Raw genomic sequence first — 18,388 nt, 5'->3', positions numbered from 1 at the left:
TCTATGAGACTTTCCTGAATTAAAATTTTCCAGAAGTCTATTATTTTTTATAGCTGAATTTAATGAATTCTCCGGTGTCTTTCAACATTATAGTTTCGGGAACAAATGATTTTGAACCAGCAAAGTAAATTTTACGACCCTTTTCCTGGTTTGGTTTCAATTTCATAATTTGATTGGCCCTGGCATCTATGGCAGATTTCATATCATACCTCACAGGCTCGAGGCAGGAATTATCTGCATTACAAAGAAGAATATCACCAAGATCTATTGATTTCTGTTGTTTGGAGTTATTCTGAATTTCTATAGTAGCCATGTAAAATTTACCGATTTTACCGGTTTTTCCATCTCTTACAGTCTGGCTGAAGATCATTCCTCTGGTATTTAACTGGTTGTTCTGCGAAACACTAACCAGTTGAAATTTTACTTCATTGGAAGTAAGCTGTAAAGGTTCATTTTGATGCACTATCCTATTGCTGAAACAGGAGGACAGCGAATTAATAAGAAGAATTGAAAGTACTATTCTTGTTATACGGTTCATCTATTCTTTTGAAAATGAATTTACATCTGCTCTGCTTTCATTATAGCCCTTTTTAAACGATGCTACATTCTCCTCCCAGTCGTAAATTGTTGCAAAAACGAATGCTGCAAAGATTCCAAGTATAAAGAATTTAAGGTCTCTTCGTGTAGGTTTTAGTTTCATAAATTTAGATTTAAGGTTCTAATGATTGAGCAAATTTAAAAGAACGAGTATCCCAGGATTACAGAAAAAGTTTTATACTCAGATTTCCACTGGGTAAACTGCCCTAGAAGTTCCCGGCTCGTCTGGTATCGTAATTCCATGGAAAATCTGTCATTATGTTTATATCCCAGACCCAAGGCATAATTTGGCTCACTCTCTATCTCAAGTTCATCAAAACTACTTCCATTAAATGCCCTTGTAAACTTGATCTCAGATTCATTTGAAAAATCGATCACATAAGCGATGTTCGCAAAGATCTTCGAGTTCTCATTCAAAAAGAAATAGTGCCTAACTCCTATTGGTAATTCAATAGAACTGTAATCTACTTCTGAGTTTAACTGTCCTCCGGAAACAGTTTCCACTTCCGTAGTTGTAGTAGTTGAATAGGATTGATAGGTTGGCTCAACAAAAACGCTCCATTTATTCTTGTTAAAGGGTAAAATAAGTTCAGCCTCCAAACCAATACCAAAAGATGTTTCATTGTCAAAATCGGTACTCCTCAGGCTGGATGAAGGGTTTGATATACTAAGACTGGAATTATTCAATCGCGGTCGTATATTCAGGTTGAACAGATCCCGTTTTACCTGTGGACGATAGTCTTTATAATCAGCATTTTTGCACTCATTGTACTTTTCAAAGAAATTATAAAGGCTTCGTTGATCATATTCCAGATTTTCTAATTGAGACATACTAATTCCATCACATCTCAGGTTATTCCAAATATCCTGTTTGTATTGATTATTCTCTGCAACATTTCCATCTGGTGTAAGGTACTTTTTCCATACTAATTGAGTGATCTCCTCGTCTGGTAATTTGTAGAAAAAACGATCCAATCCGCCATCTTTATATAGATAAAGATTTGCATCACCTTCGATCAAAGTCTTTAAAAAAAGTTCTTCCTGCTTCATCACCGGGGCATTATTCTTTTTAAGATCGCTTAAACGCTCTGAACTTCTATCGATATCGACATTTGCACGGATAAACTTTGCATAATTATCGATTCCAAACTCTTTTACATTCTTGATTCCAATTATCTTCTCTTCTGAATTTTCGCCATTTCGATAGGTGAATTCTGTAGGATTGCTACGCCAGTCTTTATTCTTGATCTGAACTTCCCTTCGCTCTCCCGAATTATTAATTATGTATCCGCTTTCAAAAATGACCTGTGCAGAGGCAGCATAACTCAACAGTAACGTGAGCACGCATAATAAATTTTTCATGTAAAGATTTGATTGTAATTGATAGTAGTTTTCTGTATCCTGAAATAGGAAAGGGCTAATATAATAGAATAAACAATACTAACCCTTTGCTATAAATTTTATTGAAAACATTTTACTTTTTAGCAGCTCTCATCGGATTCATAAAAGTATTTAAAAGTGTCTCAGAAATTTCTGGATTTGCACCTTCCTTTGCGGCAACCAATGCACCCATGGCACATGCTTTATCCAGCGCTTGCTGCGGTTCTTCTCCCTGTAATAGTTTGGCGAGCAATGTTCCTAAAAACGAATCTCCCGCGCCAACAGTATCCTTCACTTTTACCTTATAACCGGAATTATAATAAAGCTTTTTATCGTGCAGAAATACTGCTCCATGTCTCCCTTTAGTTACACAGATCTGCTTCGCATTAGATTTTACCGCGATGAACAAAAGATTCTGTTCAAGCGAATTGTACTCAGATCCTAATAATTCAGCGATCTCAAAAAGTTCATCATCGTTGAATTTCAAAAAATCTGCATGCTGCATTAGTTCCAGCAGCAACTCTTTACTGTAATGTGGCGGTCTCAGATTGAAATCAAGCACTCTGAATTTTGCCTTCGGAATAAGCTTAAATAAGGTATTTCTACTTACCTCATCTCGGCAAACCAGGCTCCCAAAAATAAAGGCATCTGAATTTCTTACCGAATTTACCATTGTATCGGTCAATTCTATTTTATCCCACGCAGACGGATAGGCAATATTGTAGGTAGCAGAACCACTGGCAGAAAGTTTTACATTGACTACACCCGTAGATCTTTGTTTATCTTTCAGGATATTTCCTGTTTCAATATTTTGCGAATTGAGATATTTTAATAATTCATCTCCTTTTTCATCAACACCTACTTTGCTTATCATTTCGGTATCGATCCTAAAACTGCTTAACCTGCTCGCAACGTTTAAAGGTGCGCCACCTATTCTTTCCATATCTGGAAATACGTCATATAGGATCTCACCAAAACAAACTGCCTTAATATTTTTACTCATCTTATTATTTAATTCTTAAAATTTTAATTCGTAAGCCTGAATATCTCCAAGGCTAAACTTTTCATTTTCTGATTCCAGAGAAAGTTCTGTCCAGGGTTGATTAGGAAAGAATATTTCTGTCATTACCGTTGTGCCATCATCAAAGAACATTTCAACCGAAGTTTTGTCCAGTATCATTAAAACCTTTAGATCTTGTGAATCTGAAATCCTTGGAGCCGTTGAATTCTTTTCTGTAAATTTTTCTGAAAAATCTATCTGTCCAGCATTTGATCTATCAACACTAAACTCTTTTGCTGTATGATCATAGTTCACAATAAATTCCTCATTATTCCCATTAGATAATATTATCTTATAATTGGTTTCCTGAAGATCTTTGATACTGAATTTCACTTCAGCTTTCGCCAGGTCTAGATCAGAAGAATCCAGCAGTACAGCCTTTTCATCAACATCAATAGCATCTTTAGAAATTTCTGAAGATCTGTATTTTTCAAGTTCCTTTACGGGACTAGATTTAACCAGGTATGTTTCATCTTCCTGCACAAGTTTCAGTTCTCTTGCTACGGTCATTGCACTTCTCCAGGTTTCCGTAGGAACTTCCTGTGCGTAAAGCCAATTAGACATCCAGCCAAGAAATAGCTTTCTACCGTCTTCTTTTGGAACATTCGCCCAGGTTACCCCGGCATAATTATCTCTTCCAAAATCTATCCAGAACTTATGTTTTTCTTCCAACTCTTTCATGTTTTCTTCCGGAGTGAATGTTTTTCCGTCAAAATCTCCAACGAAATATTGGGTACCAGAACCTCCGTTATAACCTCCCGGATTAAGACTTTGTATCAGTACCCATTTTGTTTCACCAGTACCATCCACTCTCATTGGGAAGAAATCAGGACATTCCCAAACTCCATCATGAGCTCCTGTGCCAGCTCCAAATTCAGATAATTTCTTCCACTCCTTTAAATTCTGAGAAGAATAGAAAAGTGTTTTTTCACGAGTGGCCAATGCCATTAACCATTGTTTATTGATATCGTCCCAGGTGACTTTTGGATCTCTGAAATCAACAATCCCCGGATTCGGTATCACCGGATTACCTTCATATTTTGTCCAGGTCATACCTTCATCAAGGCTGTAAGCGATCGCCTGGGACTGATAATTTTCTTCCTTATTTTCAGCTCCAACAGGATCATGATAGGTGAATATTGCAATGACCGGAGTTTTACCGTCCTCTCCAAAACCAGAGGTATTATCATTGTCTACCACGGCACTTCCCGAAAAAATATATCCTTTTTCATCTGGATAAAGCGCAATTTCCTGCTCCTCCCAGGTGATCATATCTTTACTTGTTGCATGCCCCCAATGCATTGGGCCCCAAACGTTATCATCGGGATAATATTGAAAATATAAATGATAAGTGCCATTCATATAAAACATCCCGTTTGGATCGTTCATCCAATTCTTTTCAGGAGTAAAATGGAAATTTGGCCTGAAGTCCTCATCTTTCTGAACCTCTGCCATTTTTTTATCTTCGGTATTCTCTGACTTTTCAGTTTCATTTTTACATGAGTTGAAAGTAAAAAGGAATAAGCCTAATAAGAGGATCGGTTGAAATTTTCTTTTCATATTAATTAATTGAAGTTGAAACCTGTTCTTTTAATGATAATTCTTCCGCGAGCTGCTCCAAAGACTTTCCTTTTGTTTCCGGCATCATGAAGATGACAAATAAAAGCTGAAGCACCATCATGAAGGCGAAAAATGCGAAAACATATGCCGGACCTATAGTGGAAAATAGAAAAGGTATGGAAGATGGGATGATCGCCGCCAAAACCCAATGGGTTGAACTTCCAAATGCCTGCCCTGAAGCACGTAATCTATTTGGAAAAATTTCTGAAATGAATACCCATATCACCGCTCCCTGACCAATAGCATGTGATGCTATAAACAGGAATAAAAATATTGGCACCCAGAGTCCTCCCCAGTTTAGAAAGAAGGCTGCCGCAACCAAAGAAAGGGATATGATATACCCAACAGAACCATAAAGCATTAATTGCTTTCTCCCCAACCTGTCTATAAGGAATACTCCCAGCAAGGTAAAAATCAGGTTTATAACTCCTATTCCAATGCTACTCAAAAGTGCAGTGCTTTCTCCCAGACCTGCAGATTCAAATATCCTGGGAGCATAATATAAAAAAGCATTGATCCCGGAAAGCTGATTAAAAAATGCAATTAAAAAGGCCAGGATTAGTGGAAACCTGTATTTCTTCATGAAGATATTCTCTCCGGTTTTTTCAATATCATCCTGATGTTTTATTTCAGCAACCTTAGTACTAACATCAATTCCCGGGTCTATAATTTCTAGAACCTGTTTAGCTTCTGCCATTTTTCCTTTGGAAACCAGCCAACGCGGACTTCTGGGAATAAAGAATACAAAAATGCAATAGATAAATGCTGGTATTGCTTCTACACCCACCATCCATCTCCATGGTTCGTCTCCAGTGCTTCTTAATAAGTAATTCGAAAGGAAAGCGATGAGTATTCCCAAAACGATATTAAATTGATAAAGTGATACTAGTTTCCCTCTTTTATCTGCCGGTGCAATTTCTGAAACATAGGCCGGAGCGGCTATTGTTGAAGCTCCAACTCCCAGGCCTCCCAGGAACCTGAAAATGGCAAAACTTATCGGGTCATCTACCAGTGCAGAGCCTAATGCGGAAATAAAGTAGAGAAAACCAATCACCATAAGAGTATTTTTACGGCCAAATTTATTTGTTGGAATTCCACCAAAAATAGCTCCCACAACGGTTCCCCACAGTGCCATAGCCATAACCACAGATCCATGAAACGCATCTGAAGTACCCCATAAAGCCTGAAGCTGTTTATCGGCTCCCGAAATAACTACCGTATCAAATCCAAAAAGAAAGCCGGCGAGTGCCGCGCTAATAGACCACGTAAGAATCTTATTCATATTTGATTTATTAAAAATGGAAAAATTCGGGATAATTTCTAATAATGAAAAATAATCATCAAGGTTTATAAAAATTCCGAATTGTTTTGCCGTAGAATTTATAAATTTTTTAATGATTATTCATTGTTAATCAATAGAATTGAACAATTTCAGTCAATTTAAAGCCTCTATCTGTAGCACTTATTGAAAACTTTATTCCTTTTCATAATTGATAAATTTTCAGGGCTTTCATTTAAATAGGAATTTTTTCCAGTAGTACTTGGCTTCAAATTTTATTACTATCTTCATAACCGACCATAAATCAAAAGCTTAAGCAACCTTAAAAAAATTTCAGGACCTGCAGCCGTCTTGGCTTCAGATTAATTTTCATGAATGAAAAAGATTTTTTTACTGTTGCTCCTTATTTTGCCAATTCAGGCCATTGCTCAATACTGGATTAGCAGGGAAGACACCTACTTTTTTGTAAGCACCGGTCTGGACCTTAGAAATGCGACTTTTGGCGGAACCGTAAATCCGGCCGCTTATGATGGTACCTGGACTGCAGGTTATAGAAATGAGAATTTTGGAATTCACGCTTATTATGAAACCTTCTCAGCTATTAGATACGAATCTGCCGGAGTAAATCCTGAATATATCTTCAGGCCAGGAAAAATGCTTATTCCAGTAGCTGACATTTCTCTTTCATTTATTCGAAGACCCTGGAAAGTATATCCATCTTTGGCGATGAATGTCAGGATGGAATATCACTTCTCTCGCTTCTTTGTTTATGTAAGAGGTGAATCCAGATGGCGCACAGATTATGACTTTTTCCAGTTTTCAGTATACGGCGGAGTTAGTTTTAAATTTGGATTTCCTAAATAAACTCCCAAAAATATCTTTGTAGAAATTTTAACTTGAACGCATTCAATTTTGTATAATTTTGAGGCGCTAATAAGCTCTTTTCTATGGAAATATTCTTACAACCTGACACATGGGTCGCGTTACTAACTCTGACCTTTTTAGAGATCGTACTCGGGATAGATAATATTATTTTCATCTCACTGGTTGCAGGAAAAGTGCCGGAAGAAAAACAGAAGAAAGCAAGACTTGGGGGACTTTCCATTGCCCTGGTCATGAGGATTCTCCTGCTATTAAGTATTACCTGGATCATTGGACTTACAGAACCTGTGCTTACAGTTGCCGACTTTGAACTCAGCTGGAGAGATATTATTCTGATCGCTGGAGGGATATTTTTATTGATCAAGAGTACTCTGGAAATTCATCATAAAGTGGAAGGTCAGGTAGAAAATGCCAAAAATGGGAAAAAATCAAATACACTTTCCTTTACTTCAGCAATCATACAGATCGTTCTCTTAGACCTGGTATTTTCTTTCGATTCTATTTTAACGGCTGTAGGACTAACTGATCAGATCATATTAATGATCATTGCCGTGGTTGTAGCCATAATTGTTATGATGATCTTCGCTAAACCCGTAGGCGAGTTTGTAAACGAGCATCCAACAATCCAAATACTGGCTTTATCGTTTTTAATATTAATTGGTGTAATGTTGATCGTAGAAGGTGCTCATTACCATGTTCCCAAAGGATACATTTATTTCGCAGTATTCTTCTCTCTGGCCATTGAGATGCTGAATATGAGGTATAGAAAAAAGAATGATTAGTCCAGGATCTCGTAATGGATGGGCTTAAAACTTCCGCCGTTACTATCTTCTGCAGAACACGCGGTAAGACCAACGATTAGATCCATTTTAGCCTCAAAGGTCACATAATCACCTGCTTTACTTAAAGGCGGATCTACCGATATTTTCCCAAATTCATCGAACTGCACGTTCATGAAAATATTGAATGCTGTTGGTATTTCATCGGGCTCAATTCCGAATTTTTCAAGATTGGTATAAAGATTTTCAAAGCAACTTGGATGATATTCTTCATTGCTATACATGATCTTGAAAGTTTCAGGACTACAGGGCGCTAATAGAAAATCATTTCTTCCATTAGTATCTTCAAGAATTTCCATCATTTTATTGCTTCGGTTGCTCCAGAGATAATTCGCCTTAGTAATAAGAATACTTTCTTCAAAATCTATGGTTTTTCCACTGGAAATCTTTTCCCGCTTATCATCGGCATTGAAAAGAACCATATCGCTCACCTGCTCCCCTTTTGGATCGATCACTTTTAGCAATTGTCCTTTTTTCAACTTAAAAGCTGCACCGCTTTGCTTCTCAATAATTTCCATCTTAATTATTTTAATCGATCTTATTTTCTTTTTTTATCTCTTCCGAAAGCTGTCTATCATTCGAATTATCTGAATTTCCAAGCTTCTCAACCGTTCTCCTAATATCATATTCTGGATAAGATTGATGTAGCTTTTTTATTCCCTGAATTTTGTAGGGTTCCAACCAAAAACCTGTAATTAACGGCAAATGTTCCAGCAGCATTTGCTTCGGAATATCCTTATAAAAGAGTGGTTTCTCCTGAAATTTTTCAAAATGATGAACCAGTTTCTCTAAAGATTTCTCCAACTCTTCAGGACTCTGAATTTTAATTTTTGCATTTACATGAACCGCGGAATAATCCCAGGTACTAATGTCTTTTTCTTTATACCAGGAAGAGGAAATATACGCATGAGAACCCTGAAAAATGATTAATACGTCTGCTCCATCCTTAAGATATTGGTATTGCTCATTATGATTAGCAATATGAGAATAAAGCCTCCAGTTTTCTACATCACCTTCTATTAAAATTGGAATATGTGTTGCAATAAGATTTTCTCCATTCATGATAAAAACCCCGAAAGGATGTTGTTGAATAAAAGAATAGATAAAATCCTTATCATCTTTCCGGTATTTCGGAGGTCTATACATATACTAATTGTTATGATGAAAAGGACATTTCCACTCCTTTTCTACTTTTCTGCCGCTATATTGCTTTGCTTCACTACTGTTTCCAAAATCTTCCAGCATGGGATTTATATTTCCCTGCAATTTTATATCCCGGTCTCTAATTCTATCTCTAACCGCTTCATAACTGCCCATTTCTCTAAGCTTTTCAAACTGCCAGTGCAAATTGAAAGTAAGTGTTGGATAGGGGCTTTGTCTTGCCAGTCTCGAAGAATTAGGATGCAAACCCACTATATAAAAAGCTTTTCCCCCAATACTAAAGCTGAAATTTTCATCTATAGAATTCGTACTAACTTCAGGATCCCATCTTTTATCATCTAAATTGTGAAGATATTGTAGTTGCTTCCAAAGTAATTTTTCGAAACTAATTTCGGAATATTCCGGAGATTCAGGAAAAACGGCCATAAATGTTTTGAAATCATTAGATTCAAAATTATATTTCTCAATGTAATTTTCCAGGTCTTTAAAAAGTCGTTTTGCCGTTTCTAAAGAACCTAACTCCTGGTAAGTTTTCAATTCAACTTTATCCATGCTAAAAACTGTTTTAGCCATCATGCATGGATGATCATTTTTCAGGATAAATTTCTCATATTCTTTTTTGATCTTAATATCCTGAGATATTGAAGCTCGTTTTCTTTTCACATCAATCATTTCCATCTCCCTATTTTTATCTAGTTACGTCTTTTATCAGCCAGTCTTCTAACTGCTCATCCATATCCCCGGTATGCAATACCGAAATATCACCGGTAGCCTCAAAAACCACAGCTCTCACTTCTTTTAATCTTATAACATTCGCTTCCCTAAGTTTGGAACGAAGATCTTCTTCGGTTACCCGTGATTTCTTAAGGTTTTCATGTAGAATATTCTGACCATCCATCAATAACAAAGGGCCATTATCTACAGAATCTCTTACTATCTTAAATCTTCGTAGGATTGCTACAAATAATTGCAAAATGTAAATTATTGCCAGTCCCATTATTCCTTCCCAGAGACTTACGCTTTTTGAAAGTACTGTGGTTGCGATCATAGAGCCCAGTGCCACGGTCATGGCAAAGTCGAAACTGGACATTTTGGAAAAACTTCTTTTCCCCGCAATTCTTGTAAAAACAATAATCGCGATATAAATCCCGATAGCTGTAATAACGATAGCTAGCATAGAGCTCCAGTCAAAGGCAAACCATTTCTTCATGATCTTAAATTTTTAAAGCAAGTGAATGGCCTGAACAGGAGGTTGCTGGCTAAATGAATTCTCTTGATCTTTTGGTTGACCTCTAAATTAGAGACATAATCAGCTAATTAAATGTTAAGCAATCATAATCCTTTGCAAACCTTGAGACTTCTAACTGATTGAGTTAAAAAATGGTTCGAATGGATTATTTCGATATTTTTGAATATGAACAATTTTTTAAAAATAGGCCATCGAGGTGCTAAAGCTCATGTAGCAGAAAACACTTTAGAAAGTATCCAGAAAGCTTTAGAAATTGGGGTTGATATGATAGAGATCGATGTGCACAAATGCGCCAGCGGTGAACTTTGGGTAATTCATGATTTCACATTAGATCGAACCACAAATGGAAGTGGGGAAATTGCAAAAAGAACTGCGGAAGAACTTAAAAAACTAAGAATAGAAGGTCAGTTTAAAATTCCGTTGCTTACAGAAGTACTGGAACTAATAGAAGGCAAATGCCTTATCAACATTGAACTGAAAGGCCTAAATACAGCTCCACCGGTTTGTAAGCTTGTTAAGGAAAAGATCGCTTCCTCCAAATGGGAGTATGCAGATTTTATCATCTCTAGTTTTCAGAAAAATGAACTTTTTGAAGTTAGAAAGAACGACCAGGAAATTCCCATTGCTGTGCTTAGTAAAGCCAGCGTTCCCGAAGCGATTGAATTAGGCAAACGTTTAAAAGCTTCAGCAATACACCCATCTTTAGGTATCATTACCCGCGACAATACAAAATTGAGTCAGGAAAACGGATTCAAAATAAATGTTTGGACAGTGAATGAGCGTGAAGATATGCAGCGGATGATAGATTTTGGAGTTGATGGAATTATTTCAGACTACCCGGATAGACTGCACAATCCAGTTCTCAATCTGAAACCCTAAACAAACTTTCTTGCTTCAGGAATATCTGCCTATTTTTGCCTTTCAAAATAAATTCAGGATTTGGATACATACGATATTTTAATTGTTGGCGGCGGCGCAGCAGGATTTTTCACGGCTATCAATGCTGCGGAATTTAATCCTAAACTAAAGATCCTGATACTGGAACGAGGGAAAGAAGTGCTTACCAAGGTTAAAGTTTCGGGTGGTGGAAGATGTAATGTTACTCACGCTGAATTTATTCCGGCGGAACTAGTTAAACGATACCCACGTGGAGAAAAGGAACTTCGAGGCCCATTTCACAAATTCATGACTGGTGACACGATAGGCTGGTTTGGACAAAGAGGCATTGAGCTTAAAACTGAGGAAGACGGGAGAATGTTCCCAATTACCGATAGTTCCCAAACCATCATCGACTGTTTTCAGAAGGAATGTAAAAGACTGAACATTGAAATTCTGAAAGGACAGAGTTTAAAAAATCTGAAAAAAGAAAATGATCGATGGCTAATCGAAACCACTAATGATTCTTTTTCAACCGAAAAGCTCATGCTTGCTACAGGAAGTAATTCAAAAATCTGGAATTTGCTGGAAAAAATAGGCCATCGCATTGTACCAGCCGTACCTTCTTTATTCACTTTCAATATTAAGGATAAAAGGATTAAAGGTCTCGCGGGAATTTCTTCAGAAGCTGAAGTGAAGATCCTTGGCGAAAATCTGGAAAGTTCCGGTCCACTATTAATCACGCACTGGGGAATGAGCGGTCCGGGAATTTTAAAATTATCGGCCTGGGGAGCAAGACAATTAAATGATCTTAATTATAATTTCAGTATTGAGGTAAACTGGATTCCGGGAAATACCTCTACAGATATCTTGGAGGAATTGAAGGAGTTAAAGTTTTCAAACTCTAAACAGCAGGTTTCAACCAGGCCTCAATTTGATCTTCCAAAAAGATTATGGCATAGTATCGTTGAGGCATCAGGAATAAATACCGAAACTAAATGGGCCGATCTTAATAAAGTGCAATTAATAAATTTAGCTGAAGAACTTACAACAGCAAAATTCATGGTGGAGGGAAAAAGCACTTTCAAAGAGGAGTTCGTTACGGCCGGGGGAATTGATCTTAAAGAGGTTGATTTTAAAACCTTTGAAAGCAAAATCCTTAAAAATCTTTACTTCGCTGGGGAAATTCTGAATATCGATGCAATTACCGGAGGATTCAATTTTCAAAATGCCTGGACTGGCGGATATTTAGCGGCGAAGGCTATGAGTTCAAACGCCATATCTCAAAATTAAAAACGATTGCAAAAAGCACCCATACGGCATAAGGAATTAAAAGCCAGGCTGCGGTATTATTTACAATTCTAAACCACCTGATCGTAAAAAGTATCATTATAAAAAGTACCACGAGATCCAGCAGGGCGATAAATGGTTTTTCCAAAGCGAAAAACAACAGAAACCAGAACCCGTTTAAAAATAACTGAAAGCCGAAATGATATAAGGCTGTTTTCACCCATTTATGGTAAAAACCTCTACTCCACACAATTCCCGCTGCTACACCCATTAAAACATACATCAGGATCCAGATAGAACTGAAAAGATCTTCTTCAATATGAAACCAGGGTTTTTTAAGAGCCGGATACCATTCTGCAATACCAGTCTTGGTCGCTACGGTACCCATAAAGCCAAAGATGAGGCAGATTCCCACCGCGAAAGAACTTCTTATGAACAGTTTTTTAGTCATAATTGGCTGGTTGAATTCACTAAAATAGGAATTATTTTGAATTGTTTAAGCTGCCAGACAAGACATAAAAGTTTAACTTTGGCAAAAATTTTTGAGGATGACCCCAACGGATTTTATCCCTAAGCAAGACATTACAAAGATCAATTCAGGTGAAGTTACCTGGCAATCTCCAAGCAACATCGCACTGGTGAAATACTGGGGTAAAAAGGAAAATCAAATTCCGGCAAACCCGTCCATCAGTTTCACTTTAAGCAATTGTCATAGCACTACAACTATGAAGTATCAGCTTAAAGACAACGCTTCAAATACTGGAGAATTTGACTTTAAATTTTATTTTGAAGGAAAGGAAAAAGAAGATTTTAAGCCGAAGATCATTAAGTTCTTTGAGCGAATTGAATCTTATTGCCCTTACCTCAAGGATTATAGTTTCGAGATCCATAGTGAGAATTCATTTCCGCATAGTAGCGGAATTGCTTCTTCCGCGAGCGGAATGAGTGCCCTGGCGCTTTGTGTGATGAGTCTTGAAAAAGAAATTTCCAAAGATCTTTCAGAAGAATATTTCAATAAAAAAGCCTCGTTTCTGGCAAGGTTAGGTTCTGGAAGTGCAAGCCGAAGTATTGAAGGTCCTTTAGTAGTTTGGGGTGAACAAAATAAAATTGAAGGTGCTTCCGACCTTTTTGGAGAGATGTATCCGTATAAAATCCACGATGTTTTCAAAAGCTTTCAGGATACCATTATGTTGGTAGACAAAGGCGAAAAACAGGTTAGCAGCACCGTTGGACATAATCTCATGCACGGACATCCTTTTGCAGAACAAAGATTTCAACAGGCAGATGACAACCTTGAAAAGCTAATTCCTATTCTTGAATCTGGAGATCTTACTGAATTTATCAAGATAGTGGAAAGTGAAGCTTTGAGTCTTCACGCGATGATGATGAGTAGTCAGCCCTATTTTATTTTGATGAAACCAAATACACTTGAGATCATTAATAAAATCTGGACATTTAGAGAAAAAACCAAAATCCCCGTATGTTTCACCCTTGATGCTGGCGCGAACGTTCATATTCTATACCCTGATAATCACAAGGATAAAATTTTAGAATTCATTAATAATGAGTTAGTTGTATATTGTCAAAACGGACATTATATTTGCGACCAAGTTGGTGATGGTGCAAAAAAATTGTAATTTTAATACGTTTTTAGCCCGTCAATTACTTACAAGACCTTAGATACTTATGAAAGGACCTCTATTTTATTCTAAAATCCTTCTCTTCGGAGAGTACGGGATCATTAAAGATTCCAAGGGTTTATCCATTCCTTACAACTTCTATAATGGTGCTTTGAAACTGGATGAAAATCTTGGTGACGTGGCAAAGAAGTCTAATGAAAATCTTAGAAAATTCGCAGCTTATCTTGAAGCACTTCAGGAAAATTCGCCTGAATTGGTACAATTTGACCTTGAAGAGCTGAGAAAAGACATTTCAAACGGGATGTATTTTGATTCCAGCATTCCTCAGGGATATGGAGTTGGAAGTAGTGGAGCTCTGGTTGCAGCTATTTATGATAAATATGCTACAGATAAGATTACGGTTCTTGAAAACCTTACCAGAGATAAATTATTAAAGCTGAAAAAGATCTTCGGAGAAATGGAATCTTTCTTCCATGGAAAATCATCAGGTCTTGATCCACTTAATTCATATTTGAGCATTCCTATCCTAATTAATTCTAAGGAAAATATTGAGCCTGCCGGAATTCCTTCACAAACGGAAAATGGTACCGGAGCGGTTTTCTTACTGGATAGCGGAATTACCGGAGATACGGCACCAATGGTGAGCATTTTTATGGAAAATATGAAGCAGGAGCCATTCAGAAAAATGCTGAAAGATCAGTTCGTAAAACAAACTGATGCCTGTGTAGATGATTTTCTAAAAGGAGACGTAAAATCTTTATTCTCAAACGTTAAGAAACTTTCTCATACGGTTCTTGATAACTTTAAACCAATGATCCCTGCTCAATTTCATAAATTATGGAAGAAGGGTATTGAAACCAACGATTATTACCTGAAGCTTTGTGGTTCTGGTGGTGGAGGTTACATCCTTGGATTTACTGAAGATATTGACAAAGCCAGAAAAGCCTTAAAAGATTATAATTTAGAAGTAGTTTATAACTTCTAAATCCTGCTATGGCGTCTACTGCTAACAAGCGCTTATTACTGAAGATATTCAGCCTTTTTTCGGTAGTAAGAGGTTACAATATTCTTGTTGTAGTTTTTGCTCAATACCTCACCTCAGCTTTTATACTTGCTCATGATAAACCACTGAGAGAAGTATTATTTGATCCCAATTTATTCTTTTTGATACTGGCATCCTCAAGCGTTATTGCTTCTGGTTACATTATTAATAATTTCTACGATAGCGAAAAAGACCTGATCAACAGGCCTAATAAAACAATGCTAGACAGGATCGTTAGTCAGCGAACCAAGCTTTCGGTTTACTTTATCCTGAATTTCGCAGCCATTTTTTTTGCCAGTTATGTATCCTTTAAGGCAGTAGTCTTCTTTTCTATATACATTTTCGTGATCTGGTTATATTCCCACCGACTCAAAAAGATTCTTTTCCTAGGAAACCTGGTAGCTTCAATCCTTACCATCACTCCATTCTTCGTAATATTCATCTATTACAAGAATTTCGAAACAGTGATTTTCATCCATGCAACATTCCTATATCTCATGATCGTAATGCGGGAATTGGTGAAAGATCTGGAAAACATGCAGGGAGACCTAGTTCAGAATTACCATACTATTCCACTGGTGTATGGAGAAAAATGGAGTAAATTTTGCTTAGGTGTTTGTACGCTGTTGGCGATTATTCCTATCTACCTTCTTATAACCAGGTTTGAAACCGGTTATATGGATTATTACTTCTATACTTCCTTTTTTTTATTAATTGTATTCCTACTAATGCTGTATTTCAGCAAAGTTAAATGGCAATATCTTTTACTCCATAACATCCTCAAACTGATCATTGTTGCGGGAGTTTTTAGTATTCTGCTAATTGATATTGATGAAGTTCTAAGCAAGGTTTTTTAGATAAACCGCTCATTCTAAAACTTTTCTCAAATACTTGGCTTCCTCATTGGGGATGATGTATCTTTGCAAAAAATTACGCGATGAGTAGAAACGACAGATCTTCAGGCAAAAAATATAGTGGAAGACAAGGCGGAGGCCAGAAAAAGAAATCTTATGCCAGAGGAAATGCTCCAATTAAACCTAAAATGGAGAAAAGCCCTTTATCTAATGTTGAGGGAATTCGTCTAAATAAATATATCGCAAATTCTGGTGTTTGCTCTCGTAGAGATGCAGATATGTATATCGCAGCGGGGAACGTAACTGTAAATGGTAAAACCATTACTGAAATGGGTTACCGCGTAAAACTTGAAGATGATGTACGTTTTGACGGGAGAAGACTTAATCCTGAAAAACCAGAATATATTCTACTTAACAAACCAGCAGGTTTCTTCGTAACCGGTAACCCTGAAAAAGGTGGAAGAACAGTAATGGAGCTTATTTCGAAAGCAACCTCAGCAAAAGTTAGCCCGGTTGGAAAACTTGATAATCAGGCAAAAGGATTATTGCTTTTCACCAACGATGGTACTCTAGCTAAAAAACTGGCTAAACCTAAGAACGGTATTCGCCAAATCTATCAGGTGACCTTGGATAAAAACCTTAGCAAGGAAGATCTAGAAAATATTGGTAAAGGTGTTTATATCGAAGGTTCAAAGATCAGTATCTCAAGCATCAGCTTTATAGATGACAAACCTCATAATGAAGTTGGTATTGAGATTTACAGCATTAAGGAGCATATCGTGACCAGAATTTTCAAAAGTCTTGGCTACGAAGTTGAAAGTCTTGATCGTGTTGTTTTTGGCGGACTTACCAAGAAAGATCTGGGACGCGGAAGACACCGTAACCTTACTCAGCAAGAGGTAATTAACCTTGGAATGCATTAATTTTATTTTTAGGTTTTTCATACTGTTTTTTTAATACATTTACTGCGTCAAAAACCGAAGCAGCAGCGTCTGTTTCTTTTCGATTTTTATGTAATTGAACAGAATTTCTTTTTTTCAGTCTGAAGAGATTTCAGCAACCAACCTTGAAGGATATCACCTATTGTTTGATCTGGTTTCGGGTTCCCTTGTTTTATTCTTAACATTTATTTACCAGTCGATTCTTTTGACCCTATAAATTATTCTCTAATTTTTAGCCTTAAATCACTTTAAGAAATTGAATACCAAGTACAGCGATCTAATTGACCAAACTTATTACTTCCCTCAGGAAGAATTTACTCTAGAAGGAGCAGAACTAAAATTCCACGACATAGACCTTATGGAATTGGTAAAAAAATACGGAGCTCCTTTAAAATTCACTTATTTACCAAAGATTTCTCAGAATATAAATCGTGCAAAAGGCTGGTTCAAATCTGCCATTGAAAAACACGATTATAAAGGAACTTACAACTACTGCTATTGCACTAAAAGCTCCCATTTTGAGCATGTATTGAATGAAGCTTTGAAGAATGATATTCATATTGAAACATCTTCTGCTTTTGATATCAATATTGTTGAGAAACTGAAGAAATCAGGAAAAATATCTGACGATAGATGGGTGATTTGCAATGGATTCAAAAGAGATCAGTATGTAGATAATATAAGTCGATTATTGAATGGCGGTCATAAGAACTGTCTCCCGGTTATTGATAATTACGAAGAACTGGAACTTCTTTCAGAAAAGATCGACGGTAAATTCCAGGTTGGGATTAGGATCGCATCAGAAGAGGAACCGAAATTTGAATTTTATACCTCAAGACTTGGAATTGGATATAAGAATATTGTTCCATTTTATAATAAACAGATCAAAGATAACGACCAGGTAGACCTGAAGATGCTACATTTCTTCATTAATACCGGTATTCGAGACACTGCTTATTACTGGAACGAATTGAATAAATGTCTAAAAGTTTATATAGCCCTTAAAAAGATTAGTCCAAATCTGGACAGTCTGAATATTGGCGGAGGATTCCCTATTAAGAATTCCCTGGCTTTTGAATATGACTATGCTTATATGGTAGATGAGATCATTAATCAGATCAAGCTTACCTGTGAAGAAGCTGAAGTTGATGTGCCTAATATTTTCACTGAATTTGGAAGTTTTACCGTTGGAGAAAGTGGAGGTGCGATCTATGAGGTACTATATCAAAAACAACAGAATGATCGTGAAAAATGGAATATGATCAATTCATCTTTCATTACTACACTTCCAGATACCTGGGCGATCAGTAAAAAATTCGTAATGCTGGCCGTGAATCGCTGGAACGATGAATATGAAAGAGTTCTTTTGGGAGGTTTAACCTGTGATAGCGATGACTATTATAACTCGGAACAACATACGAACGCAATATATCTGCCCAAGTTCAAAAAGGAAAAACCACTTTACATAGGTTTTTTTAATACCGGAGCCTATCAGGATACCATTGGAGGATTTGGAGGATTACAACACTGTTTGATTCCTCAGCCAAAGCATATATTGATAGATAAAGATGAAAATGGTGAATTAACCACCCGTTTGTTCAGCGAGCAGCAAAATTCTGAGGACATGCTGAGTATTCTGGGTTATGACAGAAACAATTAATATTTTATAACTTTAAAA

General features: G+C 36.8%; 20 protein-coding genes. 9 read left to right on the top strand and 11 right to left on the bottom strand.

Going from position 1 to position 18,388, the window contains the following annotated elements; translation table 11 throughout:
• Positions 1–40: 40 nt before the first annotated feature.
• The 6 genes from RE431_RS01145 to RE431_RS01120 form a co-directional block, all read right to left on the bottom strand.
• A complete protein-coding gene (locus RE431_RS01145) occupies positions 41–538 on the bottom strand; it encodes a hypothetical protein (RefSeq protein ID WP_309560125.1) in 498 nt (165 codons plus the stop codon).
• Entirely contained in the window at positions 539–700 is a 162-nt protein-coding gene (locus RE431_RS01140; protein WP_309560124.1) for a hypothetical protein, read from the bottom strand.
• A 35-nt stretch (positions 701–735) separates the two neighbouring features.
• Positions 736–1,959 carry an outer membrane beta-barrel protein gene (locus RE431_RS01135; protein WP_309560123.1) on the bottom strand — a complete coding sequence of 408 codons (1,224 nt, stop codon included), beginning with the start codon at positions 1,957–1,959 and terminating at the stop codon, positions 736–738.
• A gap of 112 nt (positions 1,960–2,071) precedes the next feature.
• The gene (locus RE431_RS01130; protein ID WP_309560122.1) at positions 2,072–2,980 is read right to left on the bottom strand and encodes a carbohydrate kinase family protein; all 909 of its coding nucleotides are present in this window, start codon (positions 2,978–2,980) and stop codon (positions 2,072–2,074) included.
• 15 nt (positions 2,981–2,995) lie between these two features.
• Positions 2,996–4,597 carry a glycoside hydrolase family 32 protein gene (locus tag RE431_RS01125; RefSeq protein WP_309560121.1) on the bottom strand — a complete coding sequence of 534 codons (1,602 nt, stop codon included), beginning with the start codon at positions 4,595–4,597 and terminating at the stop codon, positions 2,996–2,998.
• Between the two features lies 1 nt (position 4,598).
• Complete coding sequence (locus RE431_RS01120; RefSeq protein WP_309560120.1) at positions 4,599–5,939, bottom strand: sugar porter family MFS transporter; 1,341 nt, start codon at positions 5,937–5,939, stop codon at positions 4,599–4,601.
• A gap of 372 nt (positions 5,940–6,311) precedes the next feature.
• On the opposite strand from RE431_RS01120, the gene RE431_RS01115 reads away from it, so the two are divergent.
• Together RE431_RS01115 and RE431_RS01110 are read left to right on the top strand one after the other, a co-directional pair.
• Positions 6,312–6,800: a hypothetical protein gene (locus tag RE431_RS01115; protein ID WP_309560119.1), complete on the top strand. Its 489-nt coding sequence runs from the start codon at positions 6,312–6,314 to the stop codon at positions 6,798–6,800.
• 83 nt (positions 6,801–6,883) lie between these two features.
• Positions 6,884–7,600, top strand: coding sequence for a TerC family protein (locus RE431_RS01110; protein WP_309560118.1), 717 nt, complete (start codon positions 6,884–6,886; stop codon positions 7,598–7,600).
• Here RE431_RS01110 and RE431_RS01105 read toward each other — a convergent pair.
• Genes RE431_RS01105 through RE431_RS01090 form a run of 4 tightly spaced genes read right to left on the bottom strand, consistent with a single transcriptional unit; the run spans position 7,597 to position 10,028 of the window.
• Positions 7,597–8,175, bottom strand: coding sequence for a DUF1989 domain-containing protein (locus RE431_RS01105; protein WP_309560117.1), 579 nt, complete (start codon positions 8,173–8,175; stop codon positions 7,597–7,599). The two genes, RE431_RS01110 and RE431_RS01105, sit on opposite strands and share 4 nt — an antisense overlap.
• Before the next feature lie 10 nt (positions 8,176–8,185).
• The gene (locus RE431_RS01100; RefSeq protein ID WP_309560116.1) at positions 8,186–8,803 is read right to left on the bottom strand and encodes an FMN-binding negative transcriptional regulator; all 618 of its coding nucleotides are present in this window, start codon (positions 8,801–8,803) and stop codon (positions 8,186–8,188) included.
• Between the two features lie 3 nt (positions 8,804–8,806).
• Positions 8,807–9,496 (bottom strand): guanitoxin biosynthesis heme-dependent pre-guanitoxin N-hydroxylase GntA, encoded by a 690-nt coding sequence (gene gntA, locus RE431_RS01095; protein WP_309560115.1) that lies wholly within the window; start codon positions 9,494–9,496, stop codon positions 8,807–8,809.
• A gap of 10 nt (positions 9,497–9,506) precedes the next feature.
• Positions 9,507–10,028 carry a DUF421 domain-containing protein gene (locus RE431_RS01090; RefSeq protein WP_309560114.1) on the bottom strand — a complete coding sequence of 174 codons (522 nt, stop codon included), beginning with the start codon at positions 10,026–10,028 and terminating at the stop codon, positions 9,507–9,509.
• 204 nt (positions 10,029–10,232) lie between these two features.
• Between RE431_RS01090 and RE431_RS01085 the strand changes: the two genes are divergently transcribed.
• Both RE431_RS01085 and RE431_RS01080 read left to right on the top strand, forming a co-directional pair.
• A complete protein-coding gene (locus tag RE431_RS01085) occupies positions 10,233–10,946 on the top strand; it encodes a glycerophosphodiester phosphodiesterase (protein WP_309560113.1) in 714 nt (237 codons plus the stop codon).
• A 60-nt stretch (positions 10,947–11,006) separates the two neighbouring features.
• Complete coding sequence (locus tag RE431_RS01080) at positions 11,007–12,236, top strand: BaiN/RdsA family NAD(P)/FAD-dependent oxidoreductase (protein WP_309560112.1); 1,230 nt, start codon at positions 11,007–11,009, stop codon at positions 12,234–12,236.
• Here RE431_RS01080 and RE431_RS01075 read toward each other — a convergent pair.
• Positions 12,205–12,684, bottom strand: a complete 480-nt coding sequence (locus tag RE431_RS01075) for a TspO/MBR family protein (RefSeq protein WP_309560111.1) — start codon at positions 12,682–12,684, stop codon at positions 12,205–12,207. The genes RE431_RS01080 and RE431_RS01075 overlap by 32 nt on opposite strands.
• 97 nt (positions 12,685–12,781) lie before the next feature.
• Here RE431_RS01075 and RE431_RS01070 point away from each other — a divergent pair, with 97 nt between their 5' ends.
• The 5 genes from RE431_RS01070 to RE431_RS01050 all read left to right on the top strand — a co-directional run bounded on the left by RE431_RS01070 (position 12,782) and on the right by RE431_RS01050 (position 18,370).
• Positions 12,782–13,870, top strand: coding sequence for a diphosphomevalonate decarboxylase (locus tag RE431_RS01070; protein WP_309560110.1), 1,089 nt, complete (start codon positions 12,782–12,784; stop codon positions 13,868–13,870).
• A 49-nt stretch (positions 13,871–13,919) separates the two neighbouring features.
• Positions 13,920–14,858 carry a mevalonate kinase family protein gene (locus RE431_RS01065; protein WP_309560109.1) on the top strand — a complete coding sequence of 313 codons (939 nt, stop codon included), beginning with the start codon at positions 13,920–13,922 and terminating at the stop codon, positions 14,856–14,858.
• Between the two features lie 8 nt (positions 14,859–14,866).
• Positions 14,867–15,772, top strand: a complete 906-nt coding sequence (locus RE431_RS01060; protein WP_309560108.1) for a geranylgeranylglycerol-phosphate geranylgeranyltransferase — start codon at positions 14,867–14,869, stop codon at positions 15,770–15,772.
• An 80-nt stretch (positions 15,773–15,852) separates the two neighbouring features.
• Positions 15,853–16,692 carry a pseudouridine synthase gene (locus RE431_RS01055; protein ID WP_309560107.1) on the top strand — a complete coding sequence of 280 codons (840 nt, stop codon included), beginning with the start codon at positions 15,853–15,855 and terminating at the stop codon, positions 16,690–16,692.
• Between the two features lie 274 nt (positions 16,693–16,966).
• A complete protein-coding gene (locus RE431_RS01050; protein WP_309560106.1) occupies positions 16,967–18,370 on the top strand; it encodes an arginine decarboxylase in 1,404 nt (467 codons plus the stop codon).
• Positions 18,371–18,388: the final 18 nt, after the last annotated feature.

Source organism: Christiangramia sediminicola (assembly GCF_031344135.1).
GTDB lineage: Bacteria > Bacteroidota > Bacteroidia > Flavobacteriales > Flavobacteriaceae > Christiangramia > Christiangramia sediminicola.
The sequence above is the reverse complement of the archived record's forward strand: the minus strand, read 5'-3'. Positions and strand labels throughout refer to the sequence as shown.

Coding starts and splice junctions, on each gene's coding strand:
- RE431_RS01115 (WP_309560119.1), top strand. CDS start 6,312: ATGAAAAAGATTTTTTTACTGTTGCTCCTTATTTTGCCAATTCAGGCC.
- RE431_RS01125 (WP_309560121.1), bottom strand. CDS start 4,597: ATGAAAAGAAAATTTCAACCGATCCTCTTATTAGGCTTATTCCTTTTT.
- RE431_RS01085 (WP_309560113.1), top strand. CDS start 10,233: ATGAACAATTTTTTAAAAATAGGCCATCGAGGTGCTAAAGCTCATGTA.
- RE431_RS01140 (WP_309560124.1), bottom strand. CDS start 700: ATGAAACTAAAACCTACACGAAGAGACCTTAAATTCTTTATACTTGGA.
- RE431_RS01100 (WP_309560116.1), bottom strand. CDS start 8,803: ATGTATAGACCTCCGAAATACCGGAAAGATGATAAGGATTTTATCTAT.
- RE431_RS01145 (WP_309560125.1), bottom strand. CDS start 538: ATGAACCGTATAACAAGAATAGTACTTTCAATTCTTCTTATTAATTCG.
- RE431_RS01105 (WP_309560117.1), bottom strand. CDS start 8,175: ATGGAAATTATTGAGAAGCAAAGCGGTGCAGCTTTTAAGTTGAAAAAA.
- RE431_RS01065 (WP_309560109.1), top strand. CDS start 13,920: ATGAAAGGACCTCTATTTTATTCTAAAATCCTTCTCTTCGGAGAGTAC.
- RE431_RS01070 (WP_309560110.1), top strand. CDS start 12,782: ATGACCCCAACGGATTTTATCCCTAAGCAAGACATTACAAAGATCAAT.
- gntA (WP_309560115.1), bottom strand. CDS start 9,496: ATGGAAATGATTGATGTGAAAAGAAAACGAGCTTCAATATCTCAGGAT.
- RE431_RS01130 (WP_309560122.1), bottom strand. CDS start 2,980: ATGAGTAAAAATATTAAGGCAGTTTGTTTTGGTGAGATCCTATATGAC.
- RE431_RS01110 (WP_309560118.1), top strand. CDS start 6,884: ATGGAAATATTCTTACAACCTGACACATGGGTCGCGTTACTAACTCTG.
- RE431_RS01075 (WP_309560111.1), bottom strand. CDS start 12,684: ATGACTAAAAAACTGTTCATAAGAAGTTCTTTCGCGGTGGGAATCTGC.
- RE431_RS01090 (WP_309560114.1), bottom strand. CDS start 10,028: ATGAAGAAATGGTTTGCCTTTGACTGGAGCTCTATGCTAGCTATCGTT.
- RE431_RS01135 (WP_309560123.1), bottom strand. CDS start 1,959: ATGAAAAATTTATTATGCGTGCTCACGTTACTGTTGAGTTATGCTGCC.
- RE431_RS01055 (WP_309560107.1), top strand. CDS start 15,853: ATGAGTAGAAACGACAGATCTTCAGGCAAAAAATATAGTGGAAGACAA.
- RE431_RS01120 (WP_309560120.1), bottom strand. CDS start 5,939: ATGAATAAGATTCTTACGTGGTCTATTAGCGCGGCACTCGCCGGCTTT.
- RE431_RS01060 (WP_309560108.1), top strand. CDS start 14,867: ATGGCGTCTACTGCTAACAAGCGCTTATTACTGAAGATATTCAGCCTT.